This window comes from Streptomyces sp. PL-25, from assembly GCF_058344915.1.
Genome location: NZ_CP136997.1, coordinates 885,515 through 905,877 on the forward strand (window position 1 = coordinate 885,515; position 20,363 = coordinate 905,877).

Here is a 20,363-nt window from a genome sequence, read left to right on the forward strand (position 1 = left end):
ATCCTCGGAGCGAGAAGATTCACCCTTCCTTGCCTCTTCCATGCCCCATTCGGCCGTCCGGGGACCACGCGGGCGTACGCTCTGGCTTCCTCGGACGGCCGAAGCACAGGAAGCGGTAGGGCACATGGCAGATGAGCCGTGGCAGTCGCACACCGGACACCGGCCCTTGCTGGAACGGCAGCGGGAACTGCGGGTGCTGGACGACGCGCTGGCCTCCCTGGCCGCGTCCGCCGAGGGGTCCCTGCGCGGCGGCGGGCTGCTGGCCTTCACCGGTCCCGCCGGGCTGGGGAAGACGACGCTCATGGCGCAGTTGCGCGCGCGGGCCCTGGCCCAGGGCTGCACGGTCCTGTCGGCCCGGGGCGGCGAGAACGAGCAGGAGCTGGCCTTCCACGTGGTCCGGCAACTGGTGCAGCCCCCGCTGGCGGCGATGCCCGAGGCCGAGCGCCGCGAGTTCCTGGGCAGTTGGTACGACATCGTCGCCACCGCGCTCGGTCTGGAGGCGTCCGACAGCGCCCGGGTGCCGGATCCGGCCGGGGTGCGTGACGGTCTCGACTGGGTGATGACACGTCTCACCGTGGCGCGGGCGCCGGTCGTGCTGCTCCTGGACGACGCGCACTGGTCCGACGCGGAGTCGCTGAGCTGGCTCGCCTCCTTCGCACCCCGCATCGAGAACCTTCCCCTGCTGATCGTCGTCGCCTACCGTCCCGGCGAACTGCCGCCCGAGGCCACCGCCTTCCGTGCCCTGGTCGAGCACCACGAGAACCGCCCGCACGCGCTGAGGCCGCTCTCCGCCACGGGCGTGGCCCGGATCATCCGGGAACACGTGGGCGAGTCGGCCGAGGACGCGTTCTGCGAGGAGTGCTGCACGGTCACCGAGGGCCGCCCCTTCGAGGCGGTGGAGCTGGCGATCCAGCTCGCCGAACGGCAGGTGCGCGGGACCGGGGCCGATCTGCCGGTGATGCGCGACGTGGCCTCCGCGATCAAGGGGCCCGGTCTGCTGGACCGTCTGCGCCGGCTCGGCCCCGGCACCGTCATGTTCGCCTCGGCCGCAGCCGTGCTGGGCACCTCCGTACCGCCGGACCTGGCCGCCGCCGTCGCCGTGGTCGGGGTGGAGCAGGCCGCGCAGGAGACGGCGAAGCTGCGCGCCGCCAGGATCCTCACCGACAGTCCCGGCACCGGCGGCAATCTGGAGTTCACGCACCCGCTGATCGCCACCGCGATCTACCGGTCCATCCCGCCCGGCCTGCGGGTGGGTCTGCACAACGCCGCCGCCGAGGCCGTCCGCGCCGCCGGGCTCGGCCCCACGGCCGCCGCACGGCATCTGCTGGAAGTGCCGTGCGAGGCCAGGCCCGAGGCCGTGGCCTGTCTGCGGGAGGCCGCCCGCGAGTATCTGCGGGCCGGGGCTCCGGAGGCCGCCCGGCGGGCGCTGGCCAGGGCCCTCCAGGAACCGCCGCCGCCCGAGGACCGGGCCGCGCTGCTGCACGAACTGGCCGGCTCGACCTTCCTCATCGAACCCGCGGCCACCGTCACCCATCTGCGGCAGGCCCTCACCGAACCCGGTCTCTCCCCCGGGCTGCGGGCCTCCATCGTCTACCGGCTGACGCAGGCGCTGGCGCACACCGACCGGATGGCGGAGGCCGCGAGCGTGGCCGCCGAGGAGGCGCACAAGGCCACCGATCCGCGGACCCGGCTGCGCATGCAGGCCGACCACTTCGTGTGGAGCGCCTTCCGCACCGACGAACCCGACTCACCGGCCCGCTCCCGCAAACTCGCCCGCCTGGCCGAACGGCTGACCGGCCGCACCCTGGAGGAGCGCTACATCCTGGGGCTGCGCGCCTGGGACGCCATGGTGCGCGGCGAGGCGCGGCAGACGGTCCTCGACCATGCCGAGCGAGCGCTGCGCGGCGGGATGAGCTGGACCGACGAGAACCGCGGCTTCGAGGTGCCCGCCTCGGTCGCCCTGCTGTTCATGTACTGCGACCAGCCCCGGCGGGCCGAGGAACTGTTCGGCCGGGGCATCGCCGAGTGCAACGCAAAGGGCTGGCGCGGCTCCCATCTGGCCCTGGGCGAGACGCTGCTCGGTTATATCCACTACCACCGCGGCGGCCTGGCCGAGGCGGAGAACCACGTCCGCGAAGGACTGCGCATCGCCGACCGGGTGGAGGGCGCGGTCCCGGCGCAGTGGTTCGCGATCGGTGTGCTCATCCAGACGCTGCTGGCCCGGGGCCGGATCGCCGAGGCCCGGCAGGTCGCCGACGACCACGCCTTCGGCGAGACCGTCCCGAACGCGGTGATCTACCCCGACCCGCGCACCGTGTACGCCGAACTGCTGCTGGCGGAGGGCCGCCACGCGGAGACGGCACGGCTGCTGTCCGCCGTCGGCGACCGGCAGGACTCCCGGGCCTGGCGCAATCCCGCATGGTGCCCCTGGCAGCTGGACCTGGCGACGGCGCTGGCACCCGTGGCGCCGGAGCGCGCCGTCTGCCTGGCCGGGGAGGCGGTCCAGCGGGCGCGGGCCTTCGGCGCGGCCTCGGCCACCGGGCAGGCGCTGCGCACGATGGCCGAGGTCACCGGCGGCCCGGCGGCGCTGGAGCTGCACGCCGAGGCGGTCTGCCTGCTGGAGGGGTCCCCGGCCGGGTACGAACTGGCCCGCGCGCTGGTGGGGCACGGAGCCGCCCTGGCCCGCAACGGCCGGCTCGCGGACGCGGCCGACCGGCTCTACCGGGGCCTGGAGACCGCGGTCCACTGCGGGGCCGAGGCCCTTGCCGTACGGGCCAGGGCGGAGCTTTCGGCGGCCGGACTGCGCCCGCTGCCGCTGCGGTACGCGCAGACCGACACGCTCACCGCGCAGGAACGCAGAGCCGCCGAACAGGCCGCGCAGGGGCATCCGGTGGCGGTGGTCGCCAAGGAACTGCGGCTCACCGAGCAGGGGGTGCGCCAGCTCCTCTCCTCCGTGTACCGCAAGGTGGGCACCGACGCCGCGGGGCTCGCCACCGCGCTGGAGACCTATCCCCGACCCTGTCCTTGACCTCCTTGACCTCCTTGCTCTCCTTCCCGGGCCCCGGCCGGTCGCCTACGCGGCGCGGGTGCCGCCCGGACCGCGGTCGTGGTGGATCGGACCTCCCGAGCCGGTCAGGGGGGTGCCCGTCCCGCCGCGCCGGGCGGCGACGATCTCCGCCGCGATGGACAGGGCCGTCTCCTCCGGGGTACGGGCGCCGAGATCCAGGCCGATCGGGGACCGCAGCCGGTCCAGCTCCTCCTCGCTCACGCCCGCCTCGCGCAGCCGGCGTCTGCGGTCCTCGTGGGTCCGGCGCGAGCCCATGGCGCCGACGAAGGCGACCGGCATCCGCAGGGCGACCGTCAGCAGGGGGATGTCGAACTTGGCGTCATGGGTGAGCACACACAGCACCGTGCGCGGGTCGGTCGGGGTGTCCCGCAGATAGCGGTGCGGCCAGTCCACGACGATGTCGTCGGCCTCGGGGAAGCGGCCCCGGGTGGCGAAGACGGGCCGGGCGTCGCACACCGTCACGTGGTAGCCGAGGAACTTGCCCGCCCTGACCAGTGCCGCCGCGAAGTCGACCGCCCCGAAGACGATCATGCGCGGCGGCGGCACGGTCACCTCGACGAGCAGGGTCAGTCCGCCGGGGCAGTGCGAGCCGTCATCGGACAGCTCCACGGTCCCCGTGCGGCCGGCCTCCAGCAGCGCCCTGGCCTCGGCCACCGCGGTGCGGGCCGCCTCCGGATGGTCACCGAACCCGCCGTCCTGCGCGCCCTCGTCGGTGCCGTCCGCCCGGACCAGGACCGTGGCGCCGAGCAGCCGTTCCGGGCCGCGGACGATCCGGGCGAGGGCCACCGGCTCGTCGCGAACGGCGGCCGCCAGCGCCGCCCCGAGCACCGTGCGCACCGGCGCCTGCGCACCGACCGGGGTGATCACCATGCCGATGGTCCCGCCGCAGGTCAGGCCGACCGCGAAGGCGTCCTCGTCGCTGTAGCCGAACTCCTCCAGGACGGTGGTGCCGTCCTGGAGGGCCTGTCGGCACAGGTCGTAGACCGCTCCTTCCACACAGCCGCCGGAGACCGAGCCGATGACGGTGCCCTCGCTGTCGACGGCGAGGGCAGCGCCCGGACCGCGCGGCGCGCTGCCACCGACGGTGACCACGGTGGCCACGGCGTAGGCCCGGCCCTCCTCCGTCCAGCGGTGCAGCTCCTCGGCGATGTCAAGCATGCGGCTCCCTAGCGGCTGCCTCCAGGACGCGGTCGGGGCGGACGGGCAGGTCGCGGTGGCGGACGCCGGTGGCGTGCCACACCGCGTTGGTGATCGCCGCGGCGGCTCCGACGATGCCCACCTCACCGATGCCCTTGATGCCGACCGGGTCGTCCGGGTCCGGGTCGTCGACCCAGTCGGCCTCGATCGACGGGGGTACGTCGGCGTGCGACGTGACGTGGTAGCCGGCGAGGTCGGGGCCGTAGAGTCCGCCGTCGGCCCGGTCGCGGGCCGCCGCCTCGTGCAGCGCCATGGAGATGCCCCAGATCATGCCGCCGACGAGCTGGTTGCGGGCGGTGAGCGGGTTGACGATGCGGCCCGCCGCGAAGATGCCGAGCATCCGGCGCACCCGTACCTCGCCGGTGGCGACGTCCACGGCGACCTCGGCGAACTGGGCGCCGAAGGAGTGCCGTTCCTTGCCGGTCAGGGACCGCAGGGCCTCGGTGGTGTCGGAGCGCACAGTGATGCCCTCCGGCGGGATGTCGGCGCCCAGCGTCAGCCGCTCGCGCAGCTCTTCGGCCGCGATCCTGACCGCCCAGGACCAGGACCGGGTGCCCATGGAACCGCCGGAGATCATCGCCGGTCCGAAGTCGCTGTCCCCGATGCGCACCCGGACCCGGTCCGTCGTCGTCTCCAGGGCGTCGGCGGCGACCAGGAGCAGCGCGGTGCGCGCTCCGGTGCCGACGTCGGCGGCGGCGATCCGCACGGTGAAGGTGCCGTCCGCCTCGGCCGTGACGAGCGCGGTGGACGGCCCGGCGTTGGAGGGGAAGGACGCGGCGGCCGTGCCGGTGCCGAGCAGCCAGCGCCCCTCGCGGCGCACGCCGGGGCGTGGGTCCCGGTCGGCCCAGCCGAACCTGCGGGCGCCCTCGCGGAAGCAGGCGGTCAGATTGCGGCTGCTGAAGGGCAGTCCGGAGACGGGGCCCCGCTCCGGCTCGTTGCGCAGGCGCAGCTCGATCGGGTCCAGACCGCATTTCTCGGCGAGTTCGTCGAGCGCGGACTCCAGGGCGAAGGAGCCCGGGGCCTCCCCCGGTGCGCGCATGAACGTCGGGGTCGGCACGTCCAGCCGGACGACGCGGTGGACGGTGTGGTGGGCTTCGGCGTCGTACATCACCCGGGAGGGGGCGGCGCACGACTCGACGAACTCGTGGACGGTGGAGGTCTGGCTGAGCGAGAGGTGCTCCAGCGCCCGCAGGCGGCCGTCCGGGTCCGCGCCGAGCCTGATCCGCTGCGCGGTGGGGCTGCGGTAGCCGGTCAGCGAGAACATCTGGCGGCGTGTCATGACGACGCGCACGGGACGGTGCAGGACGGTCGCGCCCATCACGGCGGCCACCTGGTGGGCGCGCACGCCCTTGCTGCCGAAGCCGCCGCCGACGTGCTCGGAGCGCACGCGCACGGCGGACGGGTCGAGCGAGAAGAGGTTGGCCAGTTCGCCGACGACCCAGGTGGCGCCCTGGTTGGAGTCGACGAGTTCGAGGCGTCCGCCGTCCCACAGGGCGGTCGCCGCGTGCGGCTCCATCATGCTGTGGTGCTCTTCAGGGGTGGTGTACTCCTCGTCGAGGGTGACGGCGGAGGCGGCGAGTTCGGCCGCCAGGTCGCCCTTCTCCGTCGCCGCCGGCATATGGCCCTGGAGCTCGTACGCGTCGGTGCGGCCGGCGGAGAAGTCGACGTCGTGCGGCTCCTGTTCGTAGTGCACGACGAGGGATTCGGCCGCTTCCCTGGCCTGCTCGGAGGTCTCGGCGACGACCAGCGCCACCGGCCAGCCCCGGTGCGCCACCCGGTCGTTCTGGAAGAGGGTGGAGGTGGGGTCCGGGGGGACGCCCAGCAGGCCGATGAAGTCGGTCTTCAGGCGCGGCGCGTTCTCGTGGTGGAGGACGGTGAGCACTCCGGGCATGGCGAGCACGGGCGCGGTGTCGAGGGACCGGATCCGGCCGCGGGCCACCGTGGAGAGCACCAGCCAACCGTGGGCGAGGTCGGCGAAGGGGATCTCACCGGCGTAGCGGGCGGCTCCGGTGACCTTGTCGAGGCCCTCCACGCGGGTGTGCGCGGTCCCGACGGCGCCCTTCCTGGTCGTACGTGTTCCGGTGGCGGTGGTCATCGAGCCATCTCCTCGGCGAGTTCGGTCAGCACGGCCACCGTCAGGTTGCGCAGGAGGGCCACCTTGTAGCCGTTGTGCGGCAGCGGGCTCGCGGCGGCCAGTTCGGCGTCCGCTGCTGCGGCGAAGCCGGCGGCGTCGGCCGGGGCACCGGTCAGCATCCGCTCGGCGGTGCGGGCCCGCCAGGGGCGGGACGCTACCGCGCCGAGGGCGAGGCGTGCCTCGTGCACGACGCCGTCCCGGACGTCGAGGGCGGCGGCCACGGAGCCGAGGGCGAAGGCGTAGGAGGCGCGCTCGCGGACCTTGCGGTAGCGCGAGCGGGCCGCGACGGGGGCGGGCGGCAGGACGACGCCGGTGATCAGCGCGCCCGGCGGCAGGGCGGTCTCCCGGTGCGGGGTGTCGCCCACGGGGAGATAGAAGTCGGCGAGCGGCGAAGAGCCCGCTCCGTCTGCGGTCTCGTAGGAGACGACGGCGTCGAAGGCGGTCAGGGCCACGCCCATGTCGGAGGGGTGGACGGCCACGCAGTGCTCGGAGGCGCCCAGGATCGCGTGGTTGTGGTGCTCCCCCTCGATCGCGGGGCAGCCGCTGCCGGGGACGCGCTTGTTGCACGGCCGGGTGACATCGGTGAAGTAGCCGCAGCGGGTGCGCTGGAGGAGGTTGCCGCCGACGGTCGCCATGTTGCGCAACTGCCCCGAGGCACCGGCCAGTACCGCCTGGGTCAGCGCCGGGTAGCGGCGGCGCACGTCCGGGTGGGCGGCGAGGTCGCTGTTGGTGACGGTGGCGCCGATGCGCAGACCGCCGTCGTCGGTGGGCTCGATCCCGTCGAGCGGCAGCTCGCGTACGTCGACGAGGCGGGCGGGCCGCTCGACGCCGGTCTTCATCAGGTCGACGAGGTTGGTGCCGCCGCCGAGGAATCGGGCGTCCGGGTCGGCGCCCAGCAGCGCGACGGCACCGGCGACGTCATGGGCCCGTTCATAGCCGAACTCCCTCATGCCACGGCCTCCTTGCTCGGTGCGCTCTGTGCGCTCTGTGCGCTCTCCACGGCGGACGCGCCGCCGGACCGCACGGTCGACGCGGCCCGCTCGACCGCCTGGACGATCGACGCGTAGGCGCCGCAGCGGCACAGGTTGCCGCTCATCCGCTCCCTGATCTCGTCGGCGGTCAGCGGGGGCGGTCCGGCCTCGGGGCGCACATCGTCGGTGACCGCGCTCGGCCAGCCCGCCGCGTGCTCCTCGATCACGGCGACGGCCGAACAGATCTGGCCAGGTGTGCAGTAGCCGCACTGGAAGCCGTCGAGGTCGAGGAAGGACTGCTGCACGGGATGCAGCCGGTCGCCCTCGGCGACGCCCTCGATGGTGGTGATCTCGCGCCCTTCGGCCGCGACCGCCAGTTGCAGGCAGGAGACGGCACGGCGGCCGTCGAGCAGGACTGTGCAGGCACCGCACTGTCCCTGGTCACAGCCCTTTTTGGTGCCGGTCAGATCGAGCCGCTCGCGCAGGGCGTCGAGCAGGGTGGTGCGGTGGTCGACGGACAGCGCGTGCTTCTCGCCGTTGATGTTCAAAGTGATCGGGCTGTGCGTCGACGAGGTGGCTGGGTCCATGATCAGCTTCTTTCGCATATGCGGCGGAAACACGTCGAGATGTCGGCCTGACAGACGATGAATCAGGAAAAGTGACGTCGGGGACAAGGGCTCTGGGAATCGGAACAGGGCACTGTGCGTGGCGGAAAAGCACTGCCCACCGCTAGAGTGGACGCGAAGCGGACAGCTGTCCGTTATTCGCGAAACTACCGGACAGCTGTCCGCTTAGCAAGGCCGGGTTCGGCGGCGTACCCGAAAGGAGGACGAGTGCAGCAGAAGAAGCACACGCCTCAGCGCTCGGACGCACAACGCAATCGCGAGACCATCCTGGAAGTGGCGGTGGCCGAGCTGACCCGTTGCGCCGACACCCCGCTCAGCGTGATCGCCAGGAAGGCCGGCGTCGGCCAGGGCACGTTCTACCGCAACTTCCCCAACCGCGAGGCGCTGGTCCTGGAGATCTACCGTCACGAGATGCAGCAGGTCTCCGACAGCGCGACCGAGCTGCTGGAGTGCCGTTCCCCGGACCAGGCGCTGCGCGAGTGGATGGACCGGCTGGTCCGGTTCGCCATGACCAAGGCCGGTCTCGCGGACGCGATCCGCCAGGCCACCGCCGCCCCCGGCAGCCCGGCGAAGCCGGGGCACACCGCGCTGGCCTCCGCCGCCGACCTCCTGCTGCGCGCCGCCGAGGAGGCCGGTGCCATCCGGCCCGGCGTCAGCTCCGACGACTTCGTCCTCGCCATCGCCGGGATCTGGCAGCTCGATCCGCACGGCGACTGGCAGTCCCGCGCGAGCCGTCTGCTCGACCTCGTCATGGACGGCCTGCGGGTGGGTGCGCCCGGCCGCGGCTGAGTTCCTGGTGCCCCGTGCGTAAACACGGGACGCTGCCACGACAGCGACACCGGCGACACCGCGGACGGGGCGCCGCCGCCAGCGCCCGAGGACCAAGGAGCAGGGGACGACATGAGATTGATTCCTGGACCGTGAACGCACGGCCCGCACCGAACTGCTGCCGGGGCTCGACGACAGCCTGCGGGCCGTGCCGTCGTGACCCTGGAGCGGCCCGGCGGCCCGGCGGCCCCGGGGTCGGGCCTTTCCGGGACAGCGGCGGCCCGGGGCTGCTGGCCCCGGCGTCCCTCCAGGGCCGGGACGGGCGCCCGCGCACTCGACGCCGTGCGGGTGCAGCGCGCCCTCGGCAGCCGTTCGCCCTCGCTCGCCGTCGCGACGACCATGCACCACTTCTCGATGGTCACCCTGGTGGGGCTCAGCAACTCCGGCGAGGGACTCGAATGGATGCTCGTCCAGGCTGTCGCCACGGAGAACCAGCTGATGGCCTCGGGCCTCGCCGAGGGGCGCGGCGGCACCGGCATCCTGTCGCCGTCGATGTCCGCCACCCCGACGCCCGAGTGGCTGCGGATCACCGGGTTGAAACGCCCGTGCAGCCTGGCCCGTTCCATGGATCTGCTCACCGCGAGCGTGCTCGTGCCCCACAAGGGCGGCGCCGGCCAGGAACTGGCGGTGGCCCTGGTCCCCGCGGCCGGTGAGGGCCTGGGTGTCAGCGGCTTCTGGTCCAGCGGCTTCCTGGCCGGGGCCGAGAGCGACCAGGTGACCCTGGGCGGGGTGCTGGTGCCGCCCGACCTCATGGTGCGCACCGCGTGTCCGCCCGGCGCCCGGCTGGACGAGGTGCAGGCGATCGGCCTGGTCTGGTTCGAGCTCCTGATGACCGGCAGCTACCTGGGTGCGGCGAGCGCTCTGGCGGCGGCCCGCGCCCCCCCGTGCCCCGCGCCCGCCCCGGCCCCGCGCCCGCTCCGCCCGCGCCCGCCCTGGCCCCGCGCCCGCTCCGCCCGCGCGCGCTCGGCTGGCGCGCTCGCGCCGCGCCGGGCAGCGTTGAGGTGAGGCCCGCGGACTCCGGGGCCGCCCGCAGGGGGGACAGCGACGTTCGAGTGAGGTGCCCATGCAACCCTCTGGACCGCGACCTCGGGTGGTCGTGGGTGTCGACGGTTCGCCGTCGTCCTACGCGGCGCTGCGCTGGGCCGTGCGGTACGCGGAACTGGTGGACGGCGTCGTGGAGGCCGTCCACGCCTGGGACACCCCGTCGGACGCGGGCTGGACCGGACCCGCGATCGACCCGACGTTCGACCTGGAGCAGGCCAAAGACCGCTTCGCCGAGGCGCTGCGCGCCGTCTTCGCCGACGGGCGGCCGGACGGGATGCGCGAGTACCTCGTCGAGGGCAACCCGTCGGAAATCCTGATCCGCGCCTCGCAGGGGGCGGAGATCCTTGTCGTGGGCAGCCGCGGCCGCGGCGGCTTCGCGCGCGCGATGCTGGGCTCGGTCAGCCAGCGCTGCGCCCAGCACGCGGCCTGCCCGGTGGTGACCGTACGGCAGGAGAAGGACCCGGCGCACTGAGAGCGCGCCGGGAAGCCTCGGGCCAAGGAGTCTCGGCCCAGGAAGTCGTTCCAGGACGTCGCGTCCGGGAGTTCCCAGGCCGGGCAGCCTCAGGCCAGGAAGCTCAACCGGACCTGGCGGTTCGGGTTGTCGACGTTGGTGTCGACCAGGCAGACCGACTGCCAGGTGCCCAGTTCCAGGCGGCCGCCGACGACCGGCAGGGTGGCGTGCGGCGGGACGAGGGCCGGCAGGACGTGGTCGCGACCGTGGCCGGGGCTCCCGTGGCGGTGCTGCCAGCGGTCGTCGGCGGGCAGCAGGGTGTGCAGGGTCGCCAGCAGGTCGTCGTCGCTGCCCGCGCCGGTCTCGATGACGGCGATACCGGCGGTGGCGTGCGGCACGAACAGGTTGAGCAGACCGTCACGGCCGTCGGAGGTCTCCCGCAGGAACTCCTCGCAGTCACGGGTGAGGTCCACGACCCGCTCCCGCGAGCCGGAGGCGACGTTCAGCACTCGGGTGGTGAAGGCGTGTGACATGCGCCCATCCTCCTCGATCCCGGGGAAGATCCGTGCCCGCGGCGCGGTTGGTCCTGGCGTGGACAGCACTCGTGAGGTCGACGTGGTCGTCGTCGGGGCCGGTCAGGCGGGCCTGGCCGCCGCCCATCACCTGCGGCGCGGCGGCTTCGCGCCGGAGCGCGGATTCGTGGTGCTCGACCACTCCCCCGGCCCCGGCGGCGCCTGGCAGTTCCGCTGGCCGTCACTGACGTACGGCAAGGTGCACGGCATGCACGCGCTGCCGGGCATGGAGCTGACCGGCGCCGACCCCGCGCGGCCCTCCTCGGAGGTCATCGGCGCGTACTTCGCCGAGTACGAGCGCGTGTTCGACCTGCGGGTACGACGGCCGGTGGACGTGCGCGCCGTGCGCGAGGGCGGGGGCGGGCGGCTGCTGGTGGAGACCTCGCAGGGCGACTGGTCGGCACGGGCGCTGATCAACGCGACCGGCACCTGGGACCGGCCCTTCTGGCCGCGCTACCCGGGGCAGGAGACCTTCTGCGGACGGCAGTTGCACACCGCGCAGTACGCCGGGCCCGAGGAGTTCGCCGGGCAGCGGGTGATCGTGGTCGGCGGCGGCGCCTCCGGGACCCAGCACCTGCTGGAACTGGCGCCGTACGCGGCGGCCACCACCTGGGTGACGCGCCGTCCGCCGGTCTTCCGCGAGGGGCCCTTCGACGAGGACGCGGGCCGCGCCGCGGTCGCGCTCGTCGAGGAACGGGTCCGGCAGGGCCTGCCGCCCCGGAGCGTCGTCTCGGTGACGGGCCTCCCGCTGAACGACGCCGTGCGGCAGGGGCTGCGCGACGGTGTGCTGGACCGCCGGCCCATGTTCGCCCGGATCACCCCCGAGGGAGTGGAGTGGCCGGACGGACAGCGGCTGGCGGCGGACGTCATCCTGTGGGCGACGGGCTTCCGGGCCGCGCTCGACCATCTGGCGCCGCTGCGGCTGCGCGGGGCGGGCGGCGGCATCCGCCTCGACGGGACGCGGGTCGCCGCCGATCCTCGCGTCCATCTCGTCGGCTACGGCCCCTCGGCGAGCACCGTGGGCGCCAACCGGGCCGGACGCGCGGCCGTCCGCGACGTCCGGCGGCTGCTGGCCGGGGATCCGGCCGTCGCCGCCTGAGGCCTCCGGACGCCGACCCCGGTCACTTCGGCGCCGGCTGCGGGCTGCGGGTGCCCTGCTCCGGCTGGTGTTGCTGCTGCTGCCCGGGGCGCTGCTGCGCGAGGCTCTGCCGACGGGCGTTGAACTCGTCCACGTTGCGCTGGTGCTGGGTGTAGTCCGCGGTGAAGCGGGTGTCGCCCGGTTTGACGGTGACGAAGTACAGCCAGTCGCCCGGGGCCGGGTTGTACACCGCGCGCAGCGCGTCCTCACCGGGGTTGTCGATGGGCGTCGGCGGCAGCCCCATCCGCTGGTAGGAGTTGTACGGGCTGTCGATCCGTGTGTCCTCGGCGGTGGTGCGCACGGTGGCGCGGTCCAGGCCGTAGTTCAGGGTGGAGTCCATCTGGAGGGGCATGCCCTGCTCCAGCCGGTTGAAGATCACCCGGGCCACCTTGCCCATGTCGGCCTTGGTGGCGGACTCCGCCTGGACGATGCTCGCGATGGTGACCGCCTGGTGAAGGTTCATCGTGGTGCGCTGCGGGCCCGCGCCCGGCGGCGCCGCGGTGAACTTCCTGGCCGCGGCGCCGACCATCGCGGAGAGCAGCGACCGCGGGGTCGACCGGTCGTCGATCCGGTAGGTCGCCGGGAACAGATAGCCCTCCGGGTTGCCCTCGGCCACCTCCGGAAGCCCGAGTCCGCCCTTGCCGGCCGTCTGCCGGGTGCTGCCGGGTGGCACGTCGAGCGCCCGGTCGACGGCGGCGTACACCTGGGCGGCCCGCCAGCCCTCCGGGATCACCAGCGCGTGCGGGCGCACCGGTCCGTCCTCGCGCAGGGTCAGCAGCGGCACCGCCACGGCGGTGCCCGCCAGGACGGCCCCGGACACGACGAGGGCCAGCCGGCCCCGGCGCGTCAGCGTGACGGTCTTCCGTGACGGCGTGTTCGTCTGCATGCGGGCACGGTAACGCTCCGGAGATCATAAACCCGGCATATCGTCGGTTTGTCGGCTCAGGTCGAGTGTCACGTCGCCGGCTCAGATCGGGCGTCACGTCTCCGGCTCCGGTCAGGCCTCGCGTCGTCGACTCTGCTCGGGCTTCACGTCGTCGGTTCCAGTCGGGCGTCACGGCGGACCAGCGCCGCATAACGCCCGTCCTGTTCGAGCAGTTCCTCGTGCGTACCGCGCTCGGCCACGCGGCCGGAGTCGAGGACGAGGATCTGGTCCGCGTCGCGGACGGTGGAGAGGCGGTGGGCGATGGTGAGCGTGGTCCGGTCGGCCGACAGCGCGTCGATGGCTTCCTGGACGGCCGCCTCGGTACGGGTGTCCAGCGCGCTGGTGGCCTCGTCGAGGATGAGCACCGGGGGGTCCCGCAAGATGGTCCGGGCGATGGCCAGGCGCTGCTTCTCGCCACCGGAGAAGCGGTGGCCGCGCTCGCCGACGACGGTGTCGTACCCGTCGGGCAGGGCCGCGATGTGGTCGTGGATCTGGGCCGCCTTGGCCGCCGCGCGCAGTTCCTCGTCGGTGGCGTCAGGTTTGGCGAAGCGCAGGTTGTCCGCGACGGAGGCGTGGAAGAGGTACGTCTCCTGGGAGACCACGCCCACCGCGCGGGCGAGCGTGTCGAAGTCCAGGTCGCGCACGTCGACGCCGTCGAGGGTGACGCGCCCCGCGCTCACGTCGTACAGCCGGGGAACCAGGTAGCCGAGCGTGGACTTGCCCGCGCCCGTGGGGCCGACGATCGCGAGGCTGCTGCCCGCCGGGACCGTGACGTCGATGCCGTCGAGGATCGGGGCGCCCTTGTCGTCGTAGCGGAAGGTCACGTCCTCGAAACGGACCTCGCCCTTGACCTGGCCGAGGCGGACGGGCCGCTCGCGCTCGGTGATGTCGATCGGCAGGTCGAGGTACTCGAAGATGCGCTGGAACAGGGCGAGCGAGGTCTGTATCTGCACGCCGGTCGACAACAGGCTCACGGTCGGCCGGAACAGGCCCTGCTGCAACGAGACGAAGGCGACGATCGTGCCGATGGAGACCTCGGGGCCGCCGAATCTGAGAGCCAGGCCCGCGGTCCAGTAGATGATGGCAGGCATGGCGGCCATGACGATGGTGATGACGGCCATGCGCCACCGTCCGGCCATGTTGGACCTGACCTCAAGGTCCACCAGGCCCTCGGACTCCTCGGCGAACGACCTGGTCAGCGAGTCGGAGCGGCCCATGGTGCGACCGAGCAGGATCCCGCTGACGGACAGCGACTCGGTGACGGTGGCGGCCATCGCGGCCATCTGCTTCTGCCGCCTGGTGGTGATCTTCTTGCGCTCGTTGCCCACACGGCGGCTGATCCACACGAACACCGGGAGCAGCAGCAGCGAGACCACGGTCAGCCGCCAGTCGAGCGCGGCCATCGCGACGATCGTGGCGACCACGCTGGTGAGGTTGGAGACCAGCGAGGTGGCGGTGGAGGTGACGGTGGCCTGCATGCCGCCGATGTCGTTGGCGATGCGCGACTGCACCTCGCCGGTGCGGGTGCGGGTGAAGAAGGCCAGGGACATGCGCTGGAGGCGTCCGTAGACGGCGGTGCGCAGGTCGTGCATCACCCGCTGGCCGACAGTCGTGGAGATCAGGGTCTGCAGCACGCCGAAGACACTGGTGAGCACGGCGCTGACGATCATGCCCGCGGCGAGCAGGCTGAGCAGACCGGTGCGGCCCTGCGGGATCGCGACGTCCAGGATCTCCTTCAGCAGGAAGGGCGTGGCGACGGAGACCAGGGACGCGGCGCCGACCAGCAGGCCGACGACCGCGAGGCGGCCGCGATAGGGGCGGAACAGCCCGAGGATGCGGCGGACCTGCCGGGGCTGTTCCTGCGCGTCGGCGGACGGGGTCCAGGAGGGGTGACGGTCGGGGTGCATGGGCTCCTACGGGATGGCTGCGACGGGCGGCTCGGCCGGACCCGCGGCCCGCGCGGTCTGCGGTCTGCGGTCTGCGGTCTGCGGTCTGCGGTCTGCGGTCTGCGGTCTGCGGTCACGGTTGGTGGACCACGGCCGGCGGCGGCCTTTCGGATGCTAGCTCATTGTTACCTATGCTCATAATGAGCGGCATCCTGATATTGTTCCCGCATGACCACGCCCGACCCCGACGGCCCCCTCGCCGAGCAGTTGCTCCGGCTCACCCGCCGGGTGCACCGCATCCAGAAACGCCACCTGGAGGAGCACGCCCTCGGCATCACACCGGCGCAGTCCCGGCTGCTGCGCACGCTGGCGCACTTCGGCGAGCCGCCCCGGATGGCGGATCTCGCCCAGTCCCTGGAGGTCGTGCCGCGCGCGGTGACCACCCTGGTGGACGGGCTGGAGGCGAACGGGAAGGTGCGCCGGGTCCCCGACCCGGCCAACCGCAGGGTGACCCGTATCGAGCTGACCGACGACGGGCGCATGGCCCTGCGAGAACTGCACGGCGCGCGCCGGTCCGCCGCCGAGGAGATCCTGGCCCCCCTCACCGCGGAGCAGCGCACGGTCCTCGGTGACCTGCTGGACACCCTCGTGGGCACGGTGCCCGCGCGCGGGCACCGCTGCTGAGTCCACCGGCCGCCCCGCCGCGGGCGACTACGCCTTCAGGTCGTCCTTGTCCCCCATCACCACGACGGGCTTGTCCTTCGGGTCCAGCGTGCGCAGTAGGTACTCCATGGCCGACTCCGGGAGGCTGACGCACCCCAGCGTGCCGTCGCCGTGGTCCAGGTGCAGCCAGATGCCGCCGCCCTTGCGCTGGCCGAGCGGACGGGTCGGGTCGTCGGGCCGGGTGCCCGTCCGGCGGTTGTAGTCGATCGCGATCACGTAGTCGAAGTCGTGCCAGTGGGCCTCGTCCCAGTAGTAGGGGGACGCGAACGCCTCCTCGTCCTGGGTGTACGGGAACCTGGTGCCCGGGTCGTCGAGGAGACCACCGGCGTCGGAGAGCGTGAACACGCCCACCGGGCTGCGCTCGTCGCCCTCGCGGTGGTCCGTGCTCCACCCCTGCTTGCCGTTGTGCGTCGGCCAGCTGTCGACCCGCTGCCACGCGTTCCCGTGCTTCTCGTACAGCACGGCGGTGCCGTCCGGGGAGTTCTTGCCGTCCCCGTACACCGTCAGGATCTGGCGGGTGCCTGCCGGGACCCGCTGCCACATCCGCTCACCGACGCCGGGGACCCGGGCCGGTTTCACGGTCGGAGTGGGCCGGGCGGACCCCGAAGGACCACCCGGCCTCGGGACGTCTCCGTGGCGGACCTCGGTCCGCTCGCCGCCGCACGCGGCCAGAGTCGTCAGAAAGAATCCACAGGCCGTCATAGCGACCATCGCACGTCTTACGCCGCCTCTTCGCATGAACCCATGCTGGACACGCCGGACCTGACGATCCACTCGACGTTGGTCCAAATAGCCTTATTCGCTTCTCTTTGGAGCGTGTCGGGCGCGTGGGACGGGCCCGGCGAGGGGGTCGAGAAGGTACTGGATCCGGCCCGCGCGAGACCCGGACGCCGAGGCCGCGCGCGCGAGCGGGCCGCACGGCCGTCCCACTGGCTTCCCGTCACCTCTCACATCGTCAGCCCTGTTGCCCGGCCGGTACGGCGGCGGAAAACCGGTTGCCTTCGGCTGCTTCGCGCGGCGAACCTGTCACGACTCTCGCCGCCGCCACCGCGGCGCCTGTGCCCTCGACCCGAACCACTGGGACGTCATGCAGATTCAAGACCTTCCGTATCCCGACCCGGGTGTGCCGGACGCACGCTCGGGTCCCCGATTCCTGTGGTGGCTGGGACGCAACCAGCTCGGCGGCCAGCTGAGAGCACTGGCCTGGGGACTGCTGCACTTCTGCTCCGTCTCCGCGCTGCCGTTCTGCGTCGGTGTCGCCGTGCAGGCCGTCGTCGACCGCTCCGGCACCCGGCTGGCCCTCAGCGGCGGCCTCCTGGTCCTGGTCTGCGTGGGCAACGCGCTCGGCGACACCTTCCTGCACCGCGCCGCGGTGACCAACTGGATCACCGCGGCGGCCCGGGTCCAGCAGCTCCTGGCCGGCAGGACCGCCCAGTTGGGCTCGGCGCTGACCCGGCGGGTCGCCGCCGGAGAGGTGGTGGCCGTCTCCACCGGCGACGTCGAGAAGATCGGCTGGTTCGTGGAGGCCGTCTCCCGGTTCACCGCGGCGGCCGTCACCGTCGTGCTGGTCTGCGTCGCCCTCCTGGTCTACCAACCGGCGCTCGGCGTGGTGGTCGCGGTGGGCCTGCCCGCGCTGGCACTCGCCGTGCTGCCGCTGCTGCCGCGCGCCACCCGGCGGGCCGACGTGCAGCGCGAGAAGGCGGGCCGCGCCACCGAGCTGGCCTCCGACACCGTGGCCGGTCTGCGGGTACTGCGCGGCATCGGCGGCGAGGAACTGTTCCTCGACCGCTACCGCCGCGCCTCCCAGGAGGTCCGGCAGGCGGCCGTGCACAGCGCCCGCATGTGGTCGCTGATCTCGGCCGTCCAGGTCCTGCTTCCGGGTCTGCTGCTGATCGCCGTCGTCTGGTACGGCGTGCACCTGGCCCGCGAGGGCCGCATCACCGTGGGCGAACTCGTCACCGTCTACAGCTCCGTCATGGTCCTCACCTACCCTCTGCGCCACTTCGAGGAGATCGCCATGGCGTACTCCTTCTCCCGCCCGTCCGCCAAGCGCGCGGCACGGGTGCTGTCACTGGAACGGACCGCGCCCCGGAGCGGGCCACGGCGGACGGAGGTCGACGCTCCGGCACCGGACCTCCCCGGTCCCGCGGACCGGCCGGCGGCCGCCTCGTCCCTTCCCTCCGGGGACCTGTACGACCCGGCGACCGGACTCCTTGTGCCCGCGGGGGTCCTGACCGCCGTGGTGTGCGGGGACCCCGACGCGGCCGGCCGCCTCGCGGAGCGGCTGGGCGGCCACCCCGAGGAACCCGGCCCCTCAGTGCTCCTGGGCGGCGTGCCGCTGGACGAGCTGCCGCTCGGCCGGGCCCGCACGGTCGTCCTGGTGCAGGACAAGGACCCGGTGCTGCTCTCCGGTTCGCTGCGCGAACTGCTCGACGTGCCCGCCTCGGGCGAGGTCACCGCCGACGCGGCGCTCGCGGCGGCCCGGTGCGGTGACGTCCTGACGGCTCTGGCCCAGGCGTCGTCGGCCGCCGAGGACCCGATGGACGTCCGCATCACGGAACGCGGCCGGTCCCTCTCCGGCGGCCAGCGCCAGCGTCTGGCCCTGGCCCGCTCCCTCGTCACCGACCCGGAGGTGCTGGTCCTGGACGAGCCGACCTCCGCCGTCGACTCCCACACCGAGGCCCGGATCGCGGAGGGTCTCAAGGACCTGCGGTCCGGGCGCACCACCGTGGTCCTCACCTCCTCACCGCTGCTCCTGGACCATGCCGACCGCGTGGTCCTCGTCCACGAGGGCGCGGTCGCCGCCGTCGGCGCCCACCGCGAGCTGGTGCGCACCGACCCCCGGTACCGGTCGGTGGTGACCCGCGAGACGGACGAGGAGCGGGCCGCGGGAGCCGAGACGCCCGTGGAGGACTGCGAGGGCGCCCTGCGGGACGCGCTCGAAGAACTGGAAGAGATCGAGGAGACCGCATGATCGGCGTGGCCCCTCCGGCCTACGACCCGGCGGCACCGACGACGGCCGACACCCTGCCTGTCGGCGCCCCGTCGACCGTCCGCGCCTACGTGGGCGAACTGCTGCGCCGCCATCGGCGGGCCTTCGTGCTGCTCGTCACCGTCAACACCGTCTCGGTCCTCGCCTCCATGGCGGGCCCGTGGCTGCTGGGCGATCTGGTCGAACGGGTCTCGGACGGGACGCGGGAACTGCGTCTCGGGACGACCGTCGCCCTGTTCGTGCTGGCGCTGGCCGTCCAGGCGGTGTTCGTGCGCGAGGTGCGGCTGCGCGGCGCGATGCTCGGCGAACGGATGCTGGCCGACCTGCGCGAGGACTTCCTCGTCCGGTCGGTGGGCCTGCCGCCCGGCGTGCTGGAACGGGCGGGCACCGGCGACCTGCTGTCCCGGATCACCACGGACATCGACCGGCTCGCCAACGCGATGCGCGAGGCCGTGCCCCAGCTCGCCATCGGTGTGGTGTGGGTGGTGCTGCTGCTGGGCGGACTGGTCGTCACCGCTCCGCCGCTGGGCGCGGCCGTGCTGCTGGCCCTGCCGCTGCTGGTGGTCGGCTGCCGCTGGTACTTCCGGCGGGCGCCGTCCGCCTACCGCTCGGAGGCCGCGGGATACGCCGCGGTGGCCGCCGCGCTCGCCGAGACGGTCGACGCCGGGCGCACCGTGGAGGCGCACCGGCTGGGCGAACGCCGCATCGCCCTGTCGGAGCGGCGCATCAAGGAGTGGACAGCCTGGGAACGCTACACCCTGTGGCTGCGGTCGGTGCTGTTCCCGGTCGTCAACATCACCCATGTGACGGTGCTCGCCTCCGTACTGATGGTCGGCGGGGTCTTCGTGCTCCAGGGCTGGCTGGGGGTCGGCCAGCTCACGACGGGCGCCCTCATCGCGCAGATGCTCGTCGACCCGGTGGGACTGATCCTGCGCTGGTACGACGAGTTGCAGGTGGCGCAGGTGTCGATCGCCCGGCTGGTCGGCGTCCGCGACATCGAGCCGGACGCCGGGGACGCCTCGCTGGCTCCCGACGGGCGGAAGGTGCACGCGGACCGGGTGCACTTCGGCTACCGCGAGGGTGTCGACGTGCTGCGCAAGGTCTCCCTGGAGGTCGAACCGGGGACCCGGCTGGCCCTGGTCGGGCCCTCGGGCGCCGGCAAGTCCACACTGGGCAGGCTCCTCGCCGGTATCTACGCCCCCCGGGACGGCCGGATCACCCTCGGTGGCGCCGAGCTGTCCCGGATGCCCGCCGAGGACGTCCGCTCCCATGTCGCCCTGGTCAACCAGGAGCACCACGTCTTCGTGGGCTCGCTGCGCGACAACCTTTTGCTGGCGCGTACCGACGCCGCGGACGCCGAGCTGTGGGCGGCGCTGGGAGCCGTCGACGCGGACGGCTGGGCCCGCGCGCTCGGCGACGGCCTGGACACCGAGGTCGGCTCCGGCGGTCTCGCGCTCACACCGGCCCAGGCGCAGCAGGTCGCGCTGGCCCGCCTGGTCCTGGCCGATCCGCACACCCTGGTCCTGGACGAGGCGACCTCGCTCCTCGACCCGCGCGCGGCCCGGCACCTGGAACGGTCCCTCGCCCGTGTCCTGGACGGACGCACCGTCATGGCCATCGCCCACCGGCTGCACACCGCCCATGACGCCGACGTGATCGCCGTGGTCGAGGACGGCCGGGTCAGCGAGCTGGGCAGTCATGACGAGCTGGTCGCGGCGGACGGCGCCTACGCGGCGCTGTGGCGCTCCTGGCACGGCTGAGGCATCCGGGGCGCCGCGCGTGGAGCCGTCGCCGAGACGGCGGGCACCG

16 protein-coding genes are annotated in these 20,363 nt (G+C 73.3%); 8 read left to right on the forward strand and 8 right to left on the reverse strand.

The annotated features are described in order from the left end of the window. The first annotated feature begins 124 nt into the window (after window positions 1-124). On the forward strand, window positions 125-3,028 hold the full coding sequence (locus R4Z62_RS03845; protein ID WP_491519124.1) for an ATP-binding protein: 2,904 nt from the start codon (window positions 125-127) through the stop codon (window positions 3,026-3,028). A gap of 45 nt (window positions 3,029-3,073) precedes the next feature. Here the strand turns inward: R4Z62_RS03845 and R4Z62_RS03850 are convergent, their stop codons facing one another. From R4Z62_RS03850 to R4Z62_RS03865, 4 genes are read right to left on the reverse strand one after another with little or no spacing between them, the layout of a single operon-like run. After that, the gene (locus tag R4Z62_RS03850; protein ID WP_491519125.1) at window positions 3,074-4,225 is read right to left on the reverse strand and encodes an XdhC family protein; all 1,152 of its coding nucleotides are present in this window, start codon (window positions 4,223-4,225) and stop codon (window positions 3,074-3,076) included. After that, entirely contained in the window at window positions 4,218-6,359 is a 2,142-nt protein-coding gene (locus tag R4Z62_RS03855; RefSeq protein WP_064531408.1) for a xanthine dehydrogenase family protein molybdopterin-binding subunit, read from the reverse strand. Before R4Z62_RS03855 ends, R4Z62_RS03850 begins: the two co-directional genes overlap by 8 nt. After that, window positions 6,356-7,348 (reverse strand): FAD binding domain-containing protein, encoded by a 993-nt coding sequence (locus R4Z62_RS03860; RefSeq protein WP_491519126.1) that lies wholly within the window; start codon window positions 7,346-7,348, stop codon window positions 6,356-6,358. Before R4Z62_RS03860 ends, R4Z62_RS03855 begins: the two co-directional genes overlap by 4 nt. After that, window positions 7,345-7,956, reverse strand: a complete 612-nt coding sequence (locus R4Z62_RS03865) for a (2Fe-2S)-binding protein (protein ID WP_491519127.1) — start codon at window positions 7,954-7,956, stop codon at window positions 7,345-7,347. Before R4Z62_RS03865 ends, R4Z62_RS03860 begins: the two co-directional genes overlap by 4 nt. A 246-nt stretch (window positions 7,957-8,202) precedes the next feature. On the opposite strand from R4Z62_RS03865, the gene R4Z62_RS03870 reads away from it, so the two are divergent. The 3 genes from R4Z62_RS03870 (at window position 8,203) to R4Z62_RS03880 (ending at window position 10,339) form a co-directional block, all read left to right on the forward strand. Beyond that, window positions 8,203-8,784, forward strand: a complete 582-nt coding sequence (locus R4Z62_RS03870; protein WP_064531410.1) for a TetR/AcrR family transcriptional regulator — start codon at window positions 8,203-8,205, stop codon at window positions 8,782-8,784. 321 nt (window positions 8,785-9,105) lie between these two features. After that, entirely contained in the window at window positions 9,106-9,828 is a 723-nt protein-coding gene (locus R4Z62_RS03875; RefSeq protein WP_491519128.1) for a hypothetical protein, read from the forward strand. A gap of 58 nt (window positions 9,829-9,886) precedes the next feature. Next, the gene (locus R4Z62_RS03880) at window positions 9,887-10,339 is read left to right on the forward strand and encodes a universal stress protein (RefSeq protein ID WP_064531411.1); all 453 of its coding nucleotides are present in this window, start codon (window positions 9,887-9,889) and stop codon (window positions 10,337-10,339) included. Window positions 10,340-10,428: 89 nt separating this feature from the next. On the opposite strand, the gene R4Z62_RS03885 is transcribed toward R4Z62_RS03880, so the two are convergent. Continuing rightward, the gene (locus R4Z62_RS03885) at window positions 10,429-10,851 is read right to left on the reverse strand and encodes a secondary thiamine-phosphate synthase enzyme YjbQ (protein ID WP_355475850.1); all 423 of its coding nucleotides are present in this window, start codon (window positions 10,849-10,851) and stop codon (window positions 10,429-10,431) included. Between the two features lie 58 nt (window positions 10,852-10,909). Between R4Z62_RS03885 and R4Z62_RS03890 the strand changes: the two genes are divergently transcribed. Then, window positions 10,910-11,989 carry an NAD(P)-binding domain-containing protein gene (locus R4Z62_RS03890; protein WP_491519129.1) on the forward strand — a complete coding sequence of 360 codons (1,080 nt, stop codon included), beginning with the start codon at window positions 10,910-10,912 and terminating at the stop codon, window positions 11,987-11,989. A gap of 22 nt (window positions 11,990-12,011) precedes the next feature. Here the strand turns inward: R4Z62_RS03890 and mltG are convergent, their stop codons facing one another. Then, a complete protein-coding gene (mltG, locus tag R4Z62_RS03895; protein WP_491519130.1) occupies window positions 12,012-12,914 on the reverse strand; it encodes an endolytic transglycosylase MltG in 903 nt (300 codons plus the stop codon). Window positions 12,915-13,057: 143 nt separating this feature from the next. Continuing rightward, complete coding sequence (locus tag R4Z62_RS03900) at window positions 13,058-14,860, reverse strand: ABC transporter ATP-binding protein (RefSeq protein ID WP_491519131.1); 1,803 nt, start codon at window positions 14,858-14,860, stop codon at window positions 13,058-13,060. A 207-nt stretch (window positions 14,861-15,067) separates the two neighbouring features. Between R4Z62_RS03900 and R4Z62_RS03905 the strand changes: the two genes are divergently transcribed. After that, the gene (locus R4Z62_RS03905) at window positions 15,068-15,523 is read left to right on the forward strand and encodes a MarR family winged helix-turn-helix transcriptional regulator (RefSeq protein ID WP_355475858.1); all 456 of its coding nucleotides are present in this window, start codon (window positions 15,068-15,070) and stop codon (window positions 15,521-15,523) included. Window positions 15,524-15,550: 27 nt separating this feature from the next. On the opposite strand, the gene R4Z62_RS03910 is transcribed toward R4Z62_RS03905, so the two are convergent. After that, on the reverse strand, window positions 15,551-16,141 hold the full coding sequence (locus tag R4Z62_RS03910) for a L,D-transpeptidase family protein (protein ID WP_079158827.1): 591 nt from the start codon (window positions 16,139-16,141) through the stop codon (window positions 15,551-15,553). A gap of 508 nt (window positions 16,142-16,649) precedes the next feature. Between R4Z62_RS03910 and R4Z62_RS03915 the strand changes: the two genes are divergently transcribed. After that, the gene (locus R4Z62_RS03915) at window positions 16,650-18,536 is read left to right on the forward strand and encodes an ABC transporter transmembrane domain-containing protein (RefSeq protein ID WP_491519132.1); all 1,887 of its coding nucleotides are present in this window, start codon (window positions 16,650-16,652) and stop codon (window positions 18,534-18,536) included. Continuing rightward, on the forward strand, window positions 18,533-20,314 hold the full coding sequence (locus tag R4Z62_RS03920) for an ABC transporter ATP-binding protein (RefSeq protein WP_491519133.1): 1,782 nt from the start codon (window positions 18,533-18,535) through the stop codon (window positions 20,312-20,314). Before R4Z62_RS03915 ends, R4Z62_RS03920 begins: the two co-directional genes overlap by 4 nt. Window positions 20,315-20,363: the final 49 nt, after the last annotated feature.